18 protein-coding genes and 1 riboswitch are annotated in these 19,376 nt (G+C 39.9%); of the genes, 13 read left to right on the forward strand and 5 right to left on the reverse strand.

Features of this window, described 5'->3' with window-relative positions; genetic code table 11:
- The 3 genes from H625_RS0109320 (at nt 1) to H625_RS0109330 (ending at nt 3,793) form a co-directional block, all read left to right on the forward strand.
- Entirely contained in the window at nt 1–993 is a 993-nt protein-coding gene (locus tag H625_RS0109320) for a sensor histidine kinase (protein ID WP_026859664.1), read from the forward strand.
- A 102-nt stretch (nt 994–1,095) separates the two neighbouring features.
- The gene (locus tag H625_RS0109325; RefSeq protein WP_026859665.1) at nt 1,096–1,857 is read left to right on the forward strand and encodes an ABC transporter ATP-binding protein; all 762 of its coding nucleotides are present in this window, start codon (nt 1,096–1,098) and stop codon (nt 1,855–1,857) included.
- Nucleotides 1,844–3,793 (forward strand): FtsX-like permease family protein, encoded by a 1,950-nt coding sequence (locus H625_RS0109330; protein WP_026859666.1) that lies wholly within the window; start codon nt 1,844–1,846, stop codon nt 3,791–3,793. Before H625_RS0109325 ends, H625_RS0109330 begins: the two co-directional genes overlap by 14 nt.
- 96 nt (nt 3,794–3,889) lie before the next feature.
- Here the strand turns inward: H625_RS0109330 and H625_RS0109335 are convergent, their stop codons facing one another.
- Together H625_RS0109335 and queF are read right to left on the reverse strand one after the other, a co-directional pair.
- Entirely contained in the window at nt 3,890–4,537 is a 648-nt protein-coding gene (locus H625_RS0109335; protein WP_026859667.1) for a queuosine precursor transporter, read from the reverse strand.
- Nucleotides 4,538–4,583: 46 nt separating this feature from the next.
- On the reverse strand, nt 4,584–5,072 hold the full coding sequence (queF, locus tag H625_RS0109340; protein WP_026859668.1) for a preQ(1) synthase: 489 nt from the start codon (nt 5,070–5,072) through the stop codon (nt 4,584–4,586).
- Nucleotides 5,073–5,124: 52 nt separating this feature from the next.
- A riboswitch (PreQ1 riboswitch) is annotated at nt 5,125–5,170 on the reverse strand.
- Between the two features lie 143 nt (nt 5,171–5,313).
- Between queF and H625_RS0109345 the strand changes: the two genes are divergently transcribed.
- Nucleotides 5,314–6,222: an alpha/beta hydrolase gene (locus tag H625_RS0109345; protein ID WP_026859669.1), complete on the forward strand. Its 909-nt coding sequence runs from the start codon at nt 5,314–5,316 to the stop codon at nt 6,220–6,222.
- 18 nt (nt 6,223–6,240) lie between these two features.
- Here the strand turns inward: H625_RS0109345 and H625_RS0109350 are convergent, their stop codons facing one another.
- Nucleotides 6,241–6,456, reverse strand: coding sequence for a hypothetical protein (locus H625_RS0109350; RefSeq protein ID WP_026859670.1), 216 nt, complete (start codon nt 6,454–6,456; stop codon nt 6,241–6,243).
- A gap of 82 nt (nt 6,457–6,538) precedes the next feature.
- On the opposite strand from H625_RS0109350, the gene H625_RS12930 reads away from it, so the two are divergent.
- From H625_RS12930 to H625_RS0109390, 8 genes are all read left to right on the forward strand, one after another.
- Entirely contained in the window at nt 6,539–7,162 is a 624-nt protein-coding gene (locus H625_RS12930; protein WP_035785696.1) for a GNAT family N-acetyltransferase, read from the forward strand.
- Between the two features lie 39 nt (nt 7,163–7,201).
- Complete coding sequence (locus H625_RS0109360) at nt 7,202–8,377, forward strand: M20 metallopeptidase family protein (RefSeq protein WP_026859671.1); 1,176 nt, start codon at nt 7,202–7,204, stop codon at nt 8,375–8,377.
- A gap of 2 nt (nt 8,378–8,379) precedes the next feature.
- Nucleotides 8,380–9,663: an amidohydrolase gene (locus tag H625_RS0109365; protein ID WP_026859672.1), complete on the forward strand. Its 1,284-nt coding sequence runs from the start codon at nt 8,380–8,382 to the stop codon at nt 9,661–9,663.
- A 118-nt stretch (nt 9,664–9,781) separates the two neighbouring features.
- The gene (gene pruA, locus H625_RS0109370) at nt 9,782–11,323 is read left to right on the forward strand and encodes an L-glutamate gamma-semialdehyde dehydrogenase (RefSeq protein ID WP_026859673.1); all 1,542 of its coding nucleotides are present in this window, start codon (nt 9,782–9,784) and stop codon (nt 11,321–11,323) included.
- Between the two features lie 633 nt (nt 11,324–11,956).
- Nucleotides 11,957–13,261, forward strand: a complete 1,305-nt coding sequence (locus H625_RS0109375) for a CitMHS family transporter (RefSeq protein WP_026859674.1) — start codon at nt 11,957–11,959, stop codon at nt 13,259–13,261.
- Between the two features lie 141 nt (nt 13,262–13,402).
- A complete protein-coding gene (locus H625_RS0109380) occupies nt 13,403–13,843 on the forward strand; it encodes a hypothetical protein (protein ID WP_026859675.1) in 441 nt (146 codons plus the stop codon).
- A gap of 259 nt (nt 13,844–14,102) precedes the next feature.
- Nucleotides 14,103–15,425: a thermonuclease family protein gene (locus H625_RS13275; RefSeq protein WP_051239045.1), complete on the forward strand. Its 1,323-nt coding sequence runs from the start codon at nt 14,103–14,105 to the stop codon at nt 15,423–15,425.
- A gap of 164 nt (nt 15,426–15,589) precedes the next feature.
- The gene (locus H625_RS0109390) at nt 15,590–15,790 is read left to right on the forward strand and encodes a cold-shock protein (protein ID WP_035785698.1); all 201 of its coding nucleotides are present in this window, start codon (nt 15,590–15,592) and stop codon (nt 15,788–15,790) included.
- A 428-nt stretch (nt 15,791–16,218) separates the two neighbouring features.
- Here the strand turns inward: H625_RS0109390 and rpsD are convergent, their stop codons facing one another.
- Both rpsD and H625_RS0109405 read right to left on the reverse strand, forming a co-directional pair.
- Nucleotides 16,219–16,821, reverse strand: a complete 603-nt coding sequence (gene rpsD, locus H625_RS0109400) for a 30S ribosomal protein S4 (protein WP_026859678.1) — start codon at nt 16,819–16,821, stop codon at nt 16,219–16,221.
- Between the two features lie 220 nt (nt 16,822–17,041).
- On the reverse strand, nt 17,042–17,512 hold the full coding sequence (locus H625_RS0109405; RefSeq protein WP_026859679.1) for a GAF domain-containing protein: 471 nt from the start codon (nt 17,510–17,512) through the stop codon (nt 17,042–17,044).
- Between the two features lie 115 nt (nt 17,513–17,627).
- On the opposite strand from H625_RS0109405, the gene H625_RS0109410 reads away from it, so the two are divergent.
- The gene (locus tag H625_RS0109410; protein WP_026859680.1) at nt 17,628–19,322 is read left to right on the forward strand and encodes a septation ring formation regulator EzrA; all 1,695 of its coding nucleotides are present in this window, start codon (nt 17,628–17,630) and stop codon (nt 19,320–19,322) included.
- The last annotated feature ends 54 nt before the right edge of the window (nt 19,323–19,376 follow it).

The raw sequence follows: 19,376 nt of genomic DNA on the forward strand, positions 1-19,376 counted from the left end.
ATGTATGTTAAAGAAAATATTCCTGTATTCCTTTTGTTTCTCGGATTTAACTCGGCTATTCTTTTAATCGGCTATATCGATAACAGTATTCCGAATGTTGCTGTCATATATATTTTTTTCTTTAATCTGCTTATTTTGCTTGTGTATATTATTTGGGATTATACGAGAAAAAAATCATTCAGCAGCGACTTTTTAAATCTCGAAACGCTGGATGATGCGGTGGTAATGTCGGAAGGTAATACGCCAATGCAGCGCAAAGTTTATCAGAAACTTGATGAACTGCGTCTCGCTCATCAGCGTGAGCTGGATAAAGAATCGCAGAAGACGCGCGAAAATTTAGATGAACTGACCCGGTTTATTCACGATATGAAGATGCCGGTCACAACGATGAAACTGATGATCGATGATTTAAACGGCACCGAGCGGCATAAACTCAGTACAGAATGGACACGTTTGAACAGTACGCTGAACGAAGTGCTGTATTTAAAACGGCTGCCGAATATAAAAAATGATTTATATATCGAACAGATCAATCTGGCTGAGCTGTTAAACACATCGATTAAAAAACTCCGTGATATCTGCCTGCAGAAAAATATCGGTTTTGATATCAGACTGCATGAATCTGAAGTTCATACCGACAGCAAGTGGATGCAGTTTGTGCTGGACCAGATTATTACTAACAGTGTGAAGTATTCTAAAGACAAAGATATTGTAATCAGCGGGCAGGTCATTAAAAAACAGATGATACTGACGGTGACAGATTACGGCAGAGGTATTAAAGAGAAAGATATTGCTCGCATATTTGAATCCGGCTTTACGTCTACAAGTGACCACGATGATGATCAGTCTACAGGAATGGGACTGTATTTAACGAAAGAAGTATGTGACGTACTTGGAATTAATATCGATGTGCAGTCTGTGTACGGTGAATATACAACGATAACTTTAACGTTTAAGCAGGCGAATAAATTTACCGAAATCACTATGAAGTGACGAAAATGTCACTTTGTAGTGATTTTTGTTCGCTGAATCAAACGATACCGCATGAAAAACGGTATAAACTGTAGTTAATCAAGAAAAACAGGAGGCTTTCTTATGCTGTTAAAAGCGACAGATATTAAAAAAAGTTACGGGAATAAATTCAACCGCACAGAAGTGCTGAAAGGCATAGATATTAATTTAAACAAAGGTGAGTTCGTGTCCATTATGGGTGCTTCAGGTTCAGGCAAGACGACGCTCTTAAATGTGCTGAGTTCAATAGACAATGTGACAAGCGGTCATATTTATATCGACAACGTGGACTTTACGACATTAAAAGATAAAAAACTCGCGGACTTCAGAAAAAATGACCTCGGCTTTATTTTCCAGGATTATAATCTTCTCGACACACTGACAGTAAAAGAAAACATTATGCTGCCGCTGTCTATCCGCTCAATGTCGAAAAGTGAAGCGGAAACACAGTTTAAAAGTGTAGCGGTGCAGCTCGGTATCGAGGAACTGGCACAGAAATATCCGGGCCAGATTTCAGGCGGCCAGGCACAGCGTACAAGTGCTGCAAGGGCATTTATCCATCAGCCGAAAATCATTTTTGCAGACGAGCCGACAGGTGCACTGGATTCAAAATCAGCAAGTGAACTGCTGAAAAAACTTCAGCAATTGAACGAAACATTAAGTACAAGTATCTTAATGGTCACACACGATGCGACAGCGGCGAGTTTCTCACACCGTGTAATTTTCTTAAAAGACGGTCAGGTGTATACGAGCCTGTCGCGCGGTGAAATGTCACAGGATGCGTATTACAGAGAAATACTGGATACGCAGCGTGTATTAGGCGGTGTCGTCGATGAAGCTGAATAATTTAGTTATTAAAAACTTTATTAGAAACTTAAATAACTACGCATTATATATATTTGCACTGGTCTTCAGTGTGGCACTGTTTTTCTCACTCTTAACGCTGACGCTCGATGAAAATACAATGGAGGAAATTGCTGCGAGTACACCGATGAGTGCTTTATTTTCAGTCGGATCCGTGACCGTCGTCATTATAATTATTCTGTTCGTGATGTTTGCGAATATGATTTTTATAAAAAGACGTCACAAAGAGCTGGCACTGTTTCAGCTGATTGGAATGAACCGCAGTAAAATCTTTAGAATTCTGCTGCTTGAAAACTTCGTTATATATTTTGGCAGTTTAATCGGAGGCGTTGTTCTCGGTTTCTTTATTTCAAGACTGCTTCTGATGCTGCTCTTAAAAATTATGCGAGTTGATATGATGGTAGAAATGAACTTTTCTCCAACTGCTGTGCTGATTACAGCGGGGGTGTTCGTGTTTATTTTTATCGTGCTGATGATTCAGAACTATGTATTTTTAAAACGTTCATCTCTGATTAACATGCTGAAGCTGAATAAAACTTCAGAAAACACAGGGAAACCAATTGGGAAAATGACTATTGTCCTCGGGATTGCTGGTATTTTAATGATCGCTCTCGGCTATTACATGTCGCAGACGATGTTTGACCGTGCGATGGAAAATCCGATACTGCTGCCAATTTATATGGTAGCAATTTTATTACTGACAATACTCGGAACATATTTCACATTTAAATATTCCGTTGCATTTATTTTAAATATGAGCCGTAAAAGTAAAAACGGGCACGTCAATGTCAATGACGTGCTGTCAGTTACGAGTGTTATGTTTAAAATGCGCTCTAATGCATTTCTCTTAACGGTGATTGCTGTTATTACGGCAATCAGTATTACAGCAATGACACTGTCATACATTACGTATTATTCAACCGATAAAATGCTCGACAGCAGAACGCCGTATGATTACACGGTGAGTCATGCTGAAGATTTAGATTTCTTCGAAGACCTCTTGACTGAGAATGGTCATGAAATTAACAGAGTTGAAAAAACATTTATGCATTATAACATTGTCAGAACAGACGAAAATACCGACATTCCTGAAAATGAAAATTCTTCAATGAACAGCGGTGAAATGGGTATAGTCGTAGCAAGTGATGCTGAGTTTGACAATTTTAATGTTGCTCAAAATGAAGCTAAAGTTACAGGAACAATTGCGGTTCTCGATATGTTTATGTCATTTGATGAAGGAGCCCCGGTGACCTTTACGGATGGTCAAGAATTTGAAAGAACTGTAGAAATCACTGAAACGATGAGTGAAGGTGTAGTGCCGCCGTATCTGTCATTCGGACTGCCGACTTTAATAATCGACGATGCTGTATATCAGGAACTGGCGGAGAATAAGCCGGAAGAAACCGGTGGTTTCGAAATGCCTTCAGAACTGTTTGCCTTTGATATTATCGACGGAGATAGTGAAGAAGTTTATGAATTAATGGATCAAGAAGAACACCCGGGATTTAACTCGAGATTAAAAGAATATAATGAAATGATTCAGATGTCAGGAATGATGGCATTTATCGTTGGATTTTTAGGTTTCGCCTTCCTGCTGACATCGGGATGTATTTTGTACTTTAAGCAAATCGATGAATGTGAAGACGAGAAAGGCAGCTATAAAGTGCTGCGTAAACTTGGTTTCTCACAAGGAGAAATATTAAAAGGACTAGCGCTGAAAATGATAATATCATTCGGTATTCCATTAGTCATTGGCCTGCTGCATTCGTTATTTGCAGTCAAGTCAGGATGGTTCATCTTCGGAATTGAGATGTGGACACCCATGCTGATTGTGATGAGCGTATACACAGTGCTGTATTCAATATTTGCACTGATGTCGCTAGTATATTACCGGAAAGTTGTCAGAAATAGTTTATAAAATATGAAATCCTCCGTCTGCATTTTGCAGATGGAGGATTTTTTTAGTCACAATGAACGGAATTCATAGTAACCTACAGATTCAGAATCATCTAAATCAATGCAAATGCTGCGTCACGTTCATTAAAAGTGCACGTTCTTTATCGAGCTGCTTTCGTGCTAACGCGACAAGTAAGTAAACAAGCGGTGTATCCAGCAGCACGATAATAATTTTCGCGATGTACTGCATAAATATCATACTGATTAACACTTCATTCGGTACCGTGCCGATAAATGCAATGACGATAAATATACTCGTATCGGCAAATTGTGTAATGACTGCCGAAAAGTTATTGCGCAGCCATAAGTGGCGTCTGCCGTGACGTTCTTTTAGTTTATGGAATATAAAAACATCGAGGTTTTGGCTGACCAGGTATGAAACAAGACTCGCGATAATGACCTGGAAGCTGCCGCCTAAAATCATTTCGTATTCCCCCTGCATATTAAAGAACGGTGCAGCGGGAACTTCTATTGCTATGTAAATAAAAAATAAAACAATAATCTGCGTAATAAATCCTGCACGGATTGCGCGTGCAGCCATTTTCTTGCCGTAGACTTCGCCAATCACATCTGTAATTAGAAATGTTGCCATATAAACGATGACAGCGGCGGGTAAGTCAAAGCCGAAAATCGTAAATACTTTAACTGCAAGTATATTTGAAACCACGAGCAGTCCCGCAAAGAGTGCGGTCAAATAAAATATCATTGTGTTTCCTCCAGTTATAAATGGAAGAAATTCTTAGCCGTCTCTCTTATCTGTTGTCTATCTTTTCCGGATACATATCGTGATTCATCAAGCGGTGGTCTGCCATCTGCTCATACTTAGTCCCGGGTCTGCCGTAGTTCACGTAAGGGTCAATTGAAATGCCGCCGCGCGGTGTGAACTTGCCCCATACTTCAATATATTTCGGATCCATCAGTTCAACCAGATCGTCGACAATCATGTTGACGCTGTTTTCATGAAATCCGCCGTGGTTGCGGAAACTGAACAAATATAACTTCAATGCTTTACTTTCAACCATTTTTACATCGGGAATATAACTGATATAAATTGTTGCGAAATCCGGCTGGCCGGTCATCGGGCACAGTGTCGTGAATTCTGGGCAGTTAAATTTCACAAAATAGTCGCGTCCAATATGACCGTTTTCGAATGTTTCCAATATTTCCGGATTATAATCAAATTTATATTCTACGTTCTGATTTCCGAGTAAGCTTAAATCTTTTGAGTAATCTTCAGTCATTATAAATCCTCCTAAAAATAAAAAAACACGCGCCAACGAAGGCACGTGTTAATGTGTCTTAGTTTTTTTGAGAGGGTGTGGCTAAGAACCTCTTCGTCATTTTATTTGCATTGTTCATTATACATAGAGGCCCGGGAAAGGTCCATACCCTTAATTTTTTTAACGGGCGGATACACGATTCTTCATATCGTTCTCAATTTTTTGTTACTATTGAAGTAATAAGAGTACGGAGGCATAGACGATGGAAATTAAAAAGTTTAAAGTTGGTAATTATTATGCTGAGGTCACAGCAATGCTCGGGGATTCAGGTGTGAAATTCGAAGCGAAACCGGCTGTGGTTATTTGCCCCGGCGGAAGTTATATGTACGTCTCAAAGCGAGAAGCGGAACCCATTGCTTATGAGTTTCTGGCACAGGGCTATCAGGTATTTATCCTGCGTTATTCTACGATTGGCACGATGATTGAAGCGGAGGGGAGAACACCGGAAAGAGATGAAATGTACAAAATTGCATCGATGCTCAAGCCGGATAAAACGCTCGGCTCCGAATTTCCAAACCCGTTAATAGAACTGGCTTTAACGATGTCGCATATTCGCGAAAATATTCATGAATACAATGTCGATGCGGATAATATCGGTGTACTCGGATTTTCTGCCGGCGGTCATCTTGCAGCAAGTCTCGGCGTACACTGGCATCAGGACTGGCTTACTGAGCTCGTCGGTAAAGAGTCCAGATGGTACCGTCCGAACTTCCAGGTTCTCGGTTATCCAATACTCGATTACGATTTGAACAGAATTATTGCAGAAGAAAGAGGCATCGGTGATCCGCAGTATATGTCGATGGCAAGCCGGATGGTTTTCGGGAAATCAATTGAAGAAGATGTACTCGATAAAGCAACTGCCAAAAACTATGTATCTGAAAATACACCGCCGACATTTATGTGGCATACGGGAGAAGACAAACTGGTCTTTATCAAAAACACACTTGATTTCGCAAATGCGCTGGAACAGCATAGTGTGCCGTGGGAACTTCATACATTCCATAAAGGTGACCATGGTTTAAGTGTCGCGTCAAAAATTACAGGCAAAGTAAACCCGCACGTGCAAAAATGGGTGCCTTTAATGTTTGAATGGCTGGAAGATATTAAATAAAAAAAACAGCCGTTTAAATTAACGGCTGTAATCTAAATTATATTCCAAATATAATTCTGTATGGTCCGGGTAAATCAGCTCCACTAATAAATTATCCTCATCAAAGTCGCTTGTTTGTCTCATGCAGTTATATATAAAGGAATCCAGTGATGCTTTCTCAGCATCTAGATTAGTTATCAGTTTAAAGAATGATTTGTTATTACTGGAGTTCATACATTTCACTAATATATTCATTTTACACCAACTCCTCAATATATTAATAACCGGAATTGGCATAATCTAAACATCAAATACACTTAAGAAGGGCGGCAGTGCAATGAAATTTGTAAAACTTAACTTAAATGATATCGAGGAAATTCTGGAGCTGCAGGATTCGATTTACGAGTTTTTAGAACAGAAAGAAGTACTTGAAAAACTGACGAGAAAAGAATTTGAAACTTGCCTGGAGCAAGGATACGTCACGGGAGTCTTTCACGAAGATGAGCTGATAGCACTTCGTATGATGTACATTCCTTCATTAACAGAAGAAGAGCACCTGGCTGACGATGTCGGCGTTAATAGAGAACGTTCGATTTACTCAGAAATTTCACTGGTCAACCCTGAACACCGCGGACAGAAACTGCAGATGAAAATGGGCGAGTATTTAATTGAACAAGTACGTGAGAGCGGAGACTTCGATTATATTTTCTCAACAGTAATGCCGGCTAACCTGGCGAGCTTAAAAGATAAATTTAAACTCGGTTTTAAAATAATGCGCACGAGATTGAAATACGGGGGCAAGCGCCGCCATATTTTATATCTTCCATTGAATGAAGAAATAACAGTTAAAGGGGAAGCTTTGAATATTAAATTTGATAATTACGACTGGATGATGAATGCCGGACAGGATTATATCGGCAATTCTTTACAGGATGACTTTATTAAATATTACAAAAAATAGTTATTCGCTCGTGTATAATTATTTGTGAGGTGAAAAATAATGAAAATTAATAACAGCATTATTAATGATGCGATTGAGTTCAGAAGAGTGCTTCATCTCAATCCGGAGTTAAGCACTGAGGAGTATGAAACATCAAAACGCATCCAGGAAAAACTGGATGAATTTAATATTCCGTATGAGACGGGATATGCCGGCACGGGCGTCCTCGGAATTATAAAAGGGGAAAAAGAGGGCGGGATAATCGGTATCAGAGCAGATATCGACGCCCTGCCTATCAGTGAAACTTCAGGTGAAGAATTCACTTCGTTAAATAAAGGCGTTATGCATGCCTGCGGTCACGATGCGCATACATCGATGCTGCTTCATGCCGGAAAAATTTTAAATGAGAATAAAGATAAAATTAAAGGAACGATACTGTTAATTTTCCAGCCGGCAGAAGAACTCTCACCCATTGGCGGTGCCAAACGCATGCTGGAAGATGGTGTGTTTGATGAGTATACTCCGGACATGCTGCTTGCACAGCACGTCTGGCCAGACCTTGAAGTAGGGAAGTTCGGTATAATGGCCGGACCGATTATGGGTAACTCAGACCGCTTTAAAATTACTATTACCGGCTCGGGCGGACATGCGTCAATGCCGCACAGTACGACGGATGCAATTATCGTTGCCAATCAGGTCGTCAGCGCCTTGCAGACTATCGTCAGCAGAAACACTGATCCGATGCAGCCGGCTGTCGTAACAGTCGGTCGATTTGATGCGGGAACAAAACATAATGTTATTGCGGAAACGGCGGAATTGGAAGGAACAATCCGCACACAGTCAGATGCGACTAAAGTACTGACTAAAAAGCGCTTCTTTGAAATTGTAGAGCAGGTCACTTCGGCGATGGGTGCTGATGTTGAAATCGAATTTTACGATGGTTATCCAGCCACGGTAAACGATATTGAATGGGCGGCTCAGCTGAAAAAATCCATCACTAATCTTTACGGTGAAGAATCCACACCAGCACTCCTGCCGAGTCTTGCCGGAGAAGACTTCAGCAGATTTTTAAAAGAATATCCGGGTGTGTATTACTGGCTCGGGACATCTGTCGGCCAAGGACAAAAACCTCTCCATAATCCTGCGTTCAGGCTGAATGAGGATGCTTTTGAGTACGGCATCACTGCAATGGTTAATATGGCAGTGGATTCATTAAATAAATTGGCGGAGGCGTAAGAATGACAAACATTAAACACGAACTCAGCGAGATGCGCCGCAAATTTCACCGCTTTCCGGAAGTTGGTTTTACCGAATTTATAACGACTTATAAAATTTATAAAAAGTTAGAAACGATGGATTTCAAACTCTATCTTGGAGATGATGTGCTTTTAAGAAGCGCGAGAGTCGGTGTGCCGGATAATGAGGCATTTCTTCACAGTTATGACAGGGCAGTAAAACATGGAGTGCCTAAAGATTTCTTAGAACATGTTAAAGAAGGAACAACCGGTGTAATTGCTACACTCGATACAGGAAAACCCGGCCCGCATTTTGCAGCGCGTTTTGATATCGACGGTCTGCCGATTAAAGAATCAGCGGATGAGGACCATATTCCACACAGCGAAAACTTTAACTCACTGCACGAAGGTGAAATGCATGCTTGCGGACATGACGGGCATATTACGACCGGCCTGTTTTTAGCAGACTATATAAATGCGAATCAAGATAAGCTTAAAGGCAGATTTACAATTATTTTTCAGGCTGCTGAAGAGAGCGTCCGCGGTGCGAAAGCAGTCGTCGAAAAAGGCTGGCTGGATGATGTTGATTATTTCTTTTCAGGTCATCTCGGCATTAGAAATTTACCGGCAGGTACAGTAAGTGCCTCGACAACTGACTTTCTGGCCAGTTCGAAGTTCGATGTGAAGTTCACGGGAAAATCAGCGCATGCAGGTGTTGAACCTGATGCCGGTAATAACTCGCTTTTAGCAGCCTCAGCTGCTGCGCTAAATTTAAATGCTATCGCACGACACGGTGATGGGTCGACACGTATTAACGTCGGCACTATGAAAGCTGGCAGCGGCAGAAATGTTATCGCGGATACTGCATTTATGGAAATAGAGACGCGCGGAGAAACGACGGAGCTTAACCATTATATGTATAATAAAGCGAAAACCGTTATTCAGGCCGCTGCTGATATGTATGAAAATGAAGCGGAGATTATCGCCATGGGCGAAGCGCCTGATGCTGTCTGTTCAGATGATCTGATTGAAGTTGTGAAAGAAGCAGTTAAAAACAATACTCTTATAACAGATTTAAAAGACTCACTGCCTCTCGGCGCTTCGGAAGATGTGACGATGATGATGGAACGGGTCCACGAAAAAAATGGTAAAGCGACGTATATGCTGTTCCCATATGAGTTAAAATACGGCCATCACCATCCAAAATTCGATGTGGATGAGAGCGTTTTACACGTTGCTCTATCAACTTATATAGATATTGTGAACGTACTGATGAAAAGCGGCTAAATATTTAAAAAATTAATCTGAATCAGTTGGACAATTTAGTAAAAAATGTTATCTTAAAAATGCGGAATAAATTGAATAAGTTTTAAATAATCATCAAAAAACAAAGGAGAATTTATTTATGATACCGTACAAACACGAACCATTTACAGATTTCTCGTTAGACGAGAACAAAGAAGCATTAAACAAGGGGTTTGAAACAATTAAAAAAGACTTCGGATCGGATTATCCGTTAATCATTAACGGTGAACGTATCCTGACTGATAAAAAACTTGAATCATATAACCCGGCTAAAAAATCAGAAATCATCGGCAACATGTCACAGGCTGGTGAAAAAGAAGCATTAGACGCAATGGATACTGCTAAAGAAACATTCAAAGAGTGGAGAAAATCTTCATTTGAATTCCGTTCTGATATTCTTTTCAAAGCAGCTGCAATTGTGCGTAAAAGAAAATTTGAATTTACAGCAGTGCTTGTAAAAGAAGCGGGTAAACCTTGGAAAGAAGCGGACGCAGATACTGCAGAAGCAATTGACTTCCTTGAATACTATGCAAGACAAAACCTTGAATTAAAAGACGGACGCAAAATTGAATCACGTCCAGGCGAATTCAACAGATTTGATTACATTCCTTTAGGTGTCGGCCTTGTAATCTCTCCATGGAACTTTGCATTTGCAATCATGGCAGGTACAACTTCAGCTGCACTTGTTACAGGAAATACAGTATTATTAAAACCTTCATCTAAAGCGTCGGTAATTGCTTATAAATTTATCGAAGTACTAGAAGAAGCGGGTATGCCTAAAGGTGTCGTTAACTTCATTCCAGGTTCAAGCCGTGAAATCGGTGACCTGTTAGTTGAACATAAAGATACTGCATTCGTATCATTTACAGGTTCAAGAGACGTCGGTGTTAACATTTACGAAAAAGCAGCTATCGTACAGGACGGCCAGGTCAACCTTAAACGTGTTATCGCTGAAATGGGCGGTAAAGATACGATCGTTGTTGACAGCAGTGCAGATCTTAACCTTGCAGCAGATGCAATCGTTAAATCTTCATTCGCATTCAGCGGGCAGAAATGTTCGGCATGTTCACGTGTAATCGCACTGTCGGATGTCCACGATGAATTACTTGAAAAAGTAGTCACAAGAACGAAAGAATTAACAATCGGCGATCCTGAAGGAGATATCTACATGGGGCCGGTAATCGACCAGTCTTCTGTTGATAAAATCGAGAAATATTTCGAAATCGGTAAAGAAGAAGGTAAACTTGAAGTTGGCGGAACTGTCGACAATGAAACAGGACACTTCGTTAACCCGACAGTATTCTCAGGACTTAAGCACGATGACCGCATAATGCAGGAAGAAATCTTCGGACCTGTAGTAGGCTTTGCGAAAGCAGAGAACTTCACAGAAGCTATCGAATTTGCAAATGACACAGACTACGGTCTGACAGGTGCTGTTATTACTAAAGACAGAAAACACATTGAAGAAGCAAGACGCGACTTCATGGTAGGTAACCTATACTTCAACCGTGACTGTACTGGTGCAATCGTTGGATACCACCCATTCGGCGGATTCAAGATGTCAGGTACTGACTCTAAAGCAGGCGGACCGGATTACCTTCAGCTACACATGCAGGGCAGAACAACGTCAGAAATGCTTTAAGATATAAATTTAAAAGATAATCAGTTCTTAATTGAACTGGTTATCTTTTTTAATTTGAATTTATTGAAGATCTGAGCTTTCGGACTGGCATGAGACTCTGTCATGCCAGTCCTGTTGGTTCCGGATACACATGAGACCCGATCATGCCAGTCCTGTTGGATCCGGATACACATGAGACCCGATCATGCCAGTCCAGTTGGTTCCGGATACACATGAGACCCGATCATGCCAGTCCTGTTGGTTCCGGATACACATGAGACCCTGTCATGTCAGTGCTGTTAGCTCCGGATACACATGAGACCCTGTCACGCCAGTCTAGTTGATTGCGGATACACATGAGACTCTGTCACGTCAACCCCAAAAGTATAGACAATTAGAATTTAGTATAATCCTTTATATTATCGAAAACTTTTTGTTTGTTCCATAAGAATAATTAATGACTAACAAATAATTCTAAATATTTCAAGTCTTTAAATATAAAAAAACTTATCTTATAATGAAAACTTATTAATAAAATCTTAGGTTAGGTGGAAGGTTTATTAATAAAATATTATGAAAGCGGTTGCGATATTTTGTAAGCGCTATAGTAAATATGATTTTTTTCTCCATACATAGATACAGGGGGTAATTTTTTTGCTTAGTATTATCGGTTTATTAGTTATTTTAACGATTGTTATTTTACTGATCACTCAAAAGCTCAATCCGATTGTAGCGTTAGTGATTATACCGTTCGTCGGTGCGCTTGTTGCCGGTTTCGGTCCGGGAGAAATTACTGAGTTCTTTAATGACGGAATTAGTTCTGTAATTTCTGTCGTAATAATGTTTATCTTCGCAATTCTGTTCTTTGGAATTATGCAGGACACAGGAATGTTTAATCCGCTTATTACAAAAATGGTTAAGTTATCTCGGGGTAATGTAACTCTTGTTGCGATGGCTACTGTAATTATTGGTGCAATTGCTCATTTGGATGGTTCAGGTGCCTCAACATTCCTGATTACTATTCCAGCATTGCTACCTTTATATAAAAAATTAAATATGAACCCTTACATGCTTGTTATGCTCATTGGTATGAGTGCGAGTATTATGAATATGGTACCGTGGGGCGGGCCGCTTGGCCGTACTGCAGCTGTACTAGGTGTGGACGCGTCAGAATTGTGGCAGCCGCTTATTCCTCTGCAGGGTGTACTGATTATACTGCTTATCGCAATGGCGGCGCTCGTCGGCAGTCTGGAGAAAAAGAGGTTGCTTAAGAACGGAATGATAATTGAAGGTGTCAGCTTTGATGATTTTAATTTGGAAAATGATGATGAGGCAGAGTCATTAAAGCGTCCGAAACTGTTATGGTTCAACCTGCTGCTGACATTTGCAGTTGTCGGTTTGCTGATGTCGGGATTACTTCCAGCCGGTTTAATATTTATGCTGGCTGTGAGTATTGCCTTACCGGTTAACTACAGAGGCACAAATGTACAGATGGACAGAATTAAAGCACATGCACCAAGTGCTCTAATGATGGCAGCAATTATACTTGCTGCAGGATCTTTCCTTGGAATACTTGAAAACACTGGTATGCTTAACTCACTTGCAGAGGATATGGTAGTAATACTGCCTGCATTCCTTGTGCCGTTCCTGCACTATATTGTTGGATTCTTTGGTGCACCGCTTGAACTGGTACTGAATACAGACGCATATTACTTCGCACTGCTTCCTGTTGTGGAACAAATAGTATCCACTCATGGCGTGGACAGTATTACTGCAGCATACTCAATGATGATCGGTAATGTTATTGGTACATTTATCAGTCCATTTTCACCGGCACTGTGGCTTGCTGTAGGACTTGCAGGCATTGAGATGGGACGCTACATACGCTACGCATTCTGGTGGATATGGGGTTTCAGTATACTTGCAATGGCAATCGCGTTTATTATGGGAATTATTTAATAGTTAGATTTGAACCAGTATTGAACTGAAAAAGTTCAGTACTGTTTTTTTATTACAGTAATTTTTTCAGGGAGATTAATTAAGGTGAGTTTGTTAAAGTATTAATAAAGTGAAAATATACTGTGCTTTGGGGTGTTTGCTATGGAAACTATAAAAGATGATGATAATCTGAAAATTACTGTAAAACGCCGGACATGGTTTATAGGAAGTTTTACGCCAGTTAAGATTCAATTTAACGGCAGATTAATTGGTACTGTCAATTCATTTAAAGAAACAGAAATGAACATACTTGCAAAGAAAGGCCAGCTGATGTGTACATCTCCGATGGACAGAGAATCCAAGTTGAATGTACAGGCAGGGGACAGAATTCTGATAAAAGATACTCTGTTCAGCAGAACGGCAAATATACTTATCGCTGTCTGGACGATTCTGGTAATCAGTAACCTTATTTATACATCTCTCCCGGATACAAAACCGGAAGGATTATTTCCGGAATCCGGTCTGATTGTTTTAAGTGTGTATCTGATTTTATGTACAGGTTCATATTTTTCAAGACAGTATAAAATTGTTATAAATGATTAGAATTTTATAAATTCGGATGAATGTTGAAAATGAAGAGATTATGCAAAAGATTAGTCTTCCATCTCTAGGAGGATTTATGTTCATTTTAGTAACCTCTATTTTTTATAGGTTCTCACAAATTTATTAAAGTAAAAAAGTAGAATAACCCTAACACTCGGATTAGTACCAACTTAGTCAAATTATCCATTAATTGTTTATTCACAGATACTTTTTATCACGTATAATAAATAGACATGATTATTAATGGAGAGAAGACTAAATGAGTATTATATTCGGGTTTTTAATTTTTATAGCAATCATATCCACAGCAGTCTTGTTCGGTTTTGCAATGCATGCGCATTGGATGGATAAAGACGACAGCGCATCTTTTTGGAAGCCGGTAATTATTTTATTAACTGTTTCCGGTGTTCTAATGATTAACCGTGCATTGACTATTGAAGGTGCAACGATTAATGAAGCGTTTTTGATTTTATGGGTGCTGGTGTCGATTGCGATGTTTATATCGATGGCATCGAGCCGTTTTTATAATTTAAAGTACAAGCAAAAAGGTAAATTCAGTAAAATCACACGTAATTCATTTATCGTCGGTTTTATATTGTTTCTATTATTTATATTTACAATGCCCGGAACGAACGTAGAAGAAGGGGCAGCAGCGGTTGAATCGGAAACTGTAAAGACCGCAAAAGAAATTTCTGAAGATAATGAAGCGGGTTCTGATGCTGAAAAGCAGGCAGAGGAAGAACGCTTAGCTGCTGAGAAAGCTAAAGAAGAACAGGCTCAGGCTGAAAAGGAAGAACAAGCTGAGCGTGAAGCGCAAGAGCAGAAAGAAAAAGAGCAGGCTGAGAAAGAGAAACAGGAGAAGCTTGCTGCTGAAAAGGAAGCTGAAGAAAAAGCTGAAGTTGAAAAACAGGCTGAAGCAGAGTCTTCTGCAATAGATGGTCTTACAGCAGTAGAACTTTATCGTGTAGTGGATGGTGATACTGTTCATGTAATCGACAGCGACAACAATATGCTGAAGCTGCGTCTTTTGCTAATTGATACACCGGAAACGGTGCATCCGAACAAGCCTGTAGAAGCGTTCGGACCTGAGGCGTCGTCGAGAATGACTGAACTGATGAACAGTGCGGAGGAGTTACATATTGAGTATGATGAAGGCGCGCAGACGGATCATTACGGCAGACATCTAGTGTATTTGTATGCTGACGGTGTGAGTGTGCACGAAGTGCTGCTGGAAGAAGGGCTCGCGAGAGTCGGTTATATTTATGAACAGCAGCGTTATCTTGCAGATTTCCGTGAAAAAGAACAATATGCTAAAAATAATCAGCTTGGTATATGGTCAATTCCCGGTTACGTGAACGAAGGCGGAGAAGGTTTTAACAGTGAAGAGGAAGAAGAAACGTTGGTGGAAACAGCTCCTGAATCCAATGCGAACCCAGTTACAGCACCGGAATCAGGGGGCTCTTATAACTTTGCAAACTGTACTGAATTAAAAACTGAATTCCCGGACGGAGTAGCCAGTGATCACCCGGCATATCAGTCTAAAATGGACAGAGATAAAGATAATTGGGCGTGTGAAAGTTAAAATAATTTGATAATTGGGTTGGCTTATTGGTCAGACCATGGTATATTAAGAGTGTAGTTTTTAAGTCAAAGTTTAAATAGTTTCTATTCATATTCTGAAAAAACTCTTTTAAATGTTTAAAACTGCAAAAATAACACGTGCATAAGCACAAGGAGGTTTTTTCAATGAATGAAGGAACTGTGAAATGGTTTAATGGAGAAAAAGGTTTTGGTTTCATCGAGCAAGAAGCAGGAGACGACGTGTTCGTACACTTCTCAGCTATCCAAGGTGAAGGATACAAAACTTTAGAAGAAGGCCAAAAAGTTACTTTTGAAATCGAAGAAGGACAACGCGGACCACAAGCTGTCAACGTTGAAACTGTTTAATAAATAGTTTAATTTTTTAAAGGACACCTCCGGGTGTCTTTTTTTTGTCTGCTTACTTGGATAAGGAATAAATCTATGATGATTGTTTGCGATTTTTCTCCTCTGCCTGTGAGACTTTTATTTTTACCTCAATCTCGTCATTGTCGTCATCACAGTGACGGGGCAGGACCTTAATCTCGTCATTGTCGTCATCACAGTGACGGGGCAGGACCTCTAACTCGTCATTGTCGTTATCACAGTGACGGGGCAGGACCTTAATCTCGTCATTGTCGTTATCACAGTGACGGGGTAGGACCTCTAACTCGTCATTGTCGTCATCACAGTGACGAGGGACAGACTTTCTTGATAATATTTCAAAAAGAGAAGCGTAATAAAAACAAAAAAATACCCGAAACCATTGAATAATGATTTCGGGTATTCCAAAGTGCTTATCTTGAGTAGTACTCAACGATTAACTGTTCGTTAATATCGGCATTTAATTCACTGCGTTCTGGCAGTCTGTCGAAAGTAACTTCTAAGTTATCTTTGTTGAATGTCAGGTACTCAGGTGTGAAGTTGCTTAATTCAACAGCTTCAGCGATGATATCAAGGTTACGTGATTTTTCACGAACTCCGATAACCTGTCCTGGTTTAACGATAAATGAAGGAATGTCTACACGTTTGCCGTCCACAGTAACGTGACCGTGGTTAACTAACTGACGTGCTTGACGTTGTGTGCGAGCAAGACCTGAAGCACGAACTACTGCGTCTAATCTAGTCGCTAGTAAGATCATGAAGTTCTCACCGTGAACACCTTTCATTTTACCTGAACGGTCGAATAATGTACGGAATTGACGTTCGTTAACGCCATACATGTAACGAAGTTTTTGTTTCTCCTGTAACTGTTTACCATACTCTGATAATTTAATTCTTTGTGTTGGACCGTGTGGACCTGGTGGATACGGACGACGTTCCAATTCTTTACCTGTGCCAGTTAGGGAAATTCCTAAACGACGTGATTTTTTCCAAATTGAACCTGTAAAACGAGCCATATTAGCTCCTCCTTATGTTTTATTAATATATGCAAAAAACAATCATAAGGGAATAATCTCCTGCGAGGGTATACGATTTAAAGTGCCTTCGCCTCATAGCATTGGTTACGCAGCACACCAACCGCGGGGACCGCATACTTACTCGCAATGACTATCCGCTACTTATACTGTTCATTTACACAATAGTTTATTTTACATCTTTAGTTACTGAAAGTCAACGTTAAATATAGTTGATTAATGTATCGACGAATGCTTTCAAACCGTTGCGGTCTTCTTCTGTAAAACGGTCGTAAATCGGTGCATCGATATCAAGTACGCCGATGCCTTTGCCATCTTTATACAGAGGCACAACAATTTCTGATTTACTGTTTGCATCACATGCAATGTGACCCGGGAATTCATTCACGTTATCAACGATAAAAATATCGTTGCCGCGGAATGCTGTACCGCATACGCCTTTGCCGTTTTCAATGCGTACGCATGCAGGCAGTCCCTGGAAGGGTCCGAGTACTAATTCATTCGTACTTTCTTCATACAAATAAAAGCCAACCCAGTTGATGTCTTTAAGGAAAAAGTTAAGCAGACTCGATGCATTAGACAGGTTCGCAATTCTATTTGTTTCGTCTTCGATAAGGCTCTTGAGCATTTTGTTTAACGTGTCGTAATCTTTAATTTCTATATTCGTGAACATATTATGCCTCCATGATTATTATCTATAATGGTGATTTTAAAGAATTATACATTTATATGTTTTGCAACACAACGTTTTGAGCTATAATTGAGTATATATCTAGGAGGTAAAGTGTATGTGGGTGTATATATTAATCGCGATTATCATTTTGGTCATCGTGACAGCAGCTGTACTGCTGTACTTAAGATCTGTAAAAACACAAATGATTGATACTCAATACAGCAGACTGCATGAAGTGAATCAGCTTCCATTTAAATTGGATTTAGTTAAATTGAAAAATTACAACCTGCACGGTGAAGCTAAAGTGCTTTATAACAACTGGCAGGATGAATGGAATGAAGCATTAAATACTCATAGTACACATGCAGAAAATGCACTTGAACAGTCTAAAACAAACGTTGAGCAATTTAAATTTGCCAAAAGTACTAAAAATAATGAACTCGCAGGGGAGAATATAGAGGTCATTAAAAATAAGTACGATGAACTGACTGAAGAAGTTGCCAGGTTTGTAAAAGCTGTTGAAGAGGGGAAGCATCAGAATATTGAAAGTGAACGTCTGTACCGCGAAGCGAAACGCGACGTGCTTGCGAACGGACACAAATTCGGAGATGCTAAAAAGCCGCTTGAAGAAGTGATTAAAGCTTATGAACCGGAAGTTGCTAAGTATGAAAAAATGGTCAACGATGGGGATTATCTCCGGGCCAATGAGTTTATCTTCAGTACTTACAACGAGCTTTTAAATTTAAAAGACAACATGGACGAAATTCCAAAACTGATTAAAGAAGTGCAAAAAGAATTGCCTCAGCAGTTCCAGGAACTCCGTTACGGCTGCAGAGATCTGCGTGCGCAGGGCTACGATCTTGACCACATTAAAGTCGAAAACAGATTATCGACACTGAAAAGCAATTTAAACCGCGTTGAACCTCTGGTTGCAAAACTGGAGCTCGAAGAAGCGGAATCTATTTTAGACAATATTCACGATGAGCTTGATGACATGTATGAACTCGTTGAGCATGAAGTCAACGCGAAAAATAAATTTGACAGCGGTAAAGATGTTATTACCGACGAATTATTTAACGCTAAAGCATTGAACTATACACTGCGCACTGAAATCGATTATATTAAAGAGCACTATCATATCGATGAGTCTGATGTCCAAAAAGTAATGAACTATGAAAATGAGATTGAAAATCTGATTACGATTTACAGCGATATGATTACTGAGACTGAAAAAAATACGACACGCTACAGTGCGATTGTGGATAATATCGATTATTTAAAAAATAATGCACATACGATTCATGAAGAACAGAACAGCATTCAGGAGCATCTGGTTAACCTGAGAGAAGATGATGCAGAAGCGCGCGAAAACCTGCGTTACGTTAACGACCGTAAAGAAAAGGTCTACCGTGAACTGATGTCATCGAACCTGGTAACTTTACCTGAGCAGTTTATCGTTATGAAACATGAAATTGAAGTGAATATCAGAGAAGTTGAAAATTACTTCAGCCGGCGTCCGATGAATGTTGAATATGTTAAAGCGAAAGTAAATGATACTGTTCTGATGATGAACAAGTTTGAACAGGAAGCATATGCGGTGATGAGAGATTCACAGCTGACGGAACTGATGATTCAGTACGGAAACAGATTCCGCAGTACGGATTCGGATTTAAATGCTCACTTAAACGAAGCTGAACGGTTGTTTAAAGAAAACCGCTACAAGCGTGCCCTTGGCCTTGCGAAAGATGCAGTGGAAAGTGTTGAACCGGGCAGTGCAGCGAAGATAGAAAAACAATTTGATAATAATTAACAAAATGACTTAGGATATGTCATATCCTAAGTCATTTTATGTGAGAGGTGAATC

It is taken from the genome of Jeotgalicoccus psychrophilus DSM 19085 (genome assembly GCF_000425845.1).
GTDB classification, from domain to species: domain Bacteria; phylum Bacillota; class Bacilli; order Staphylococcales; family Salinicoccaceae; genus Jeotgalicoccus; species Jeotgalicoccus psychrophilus.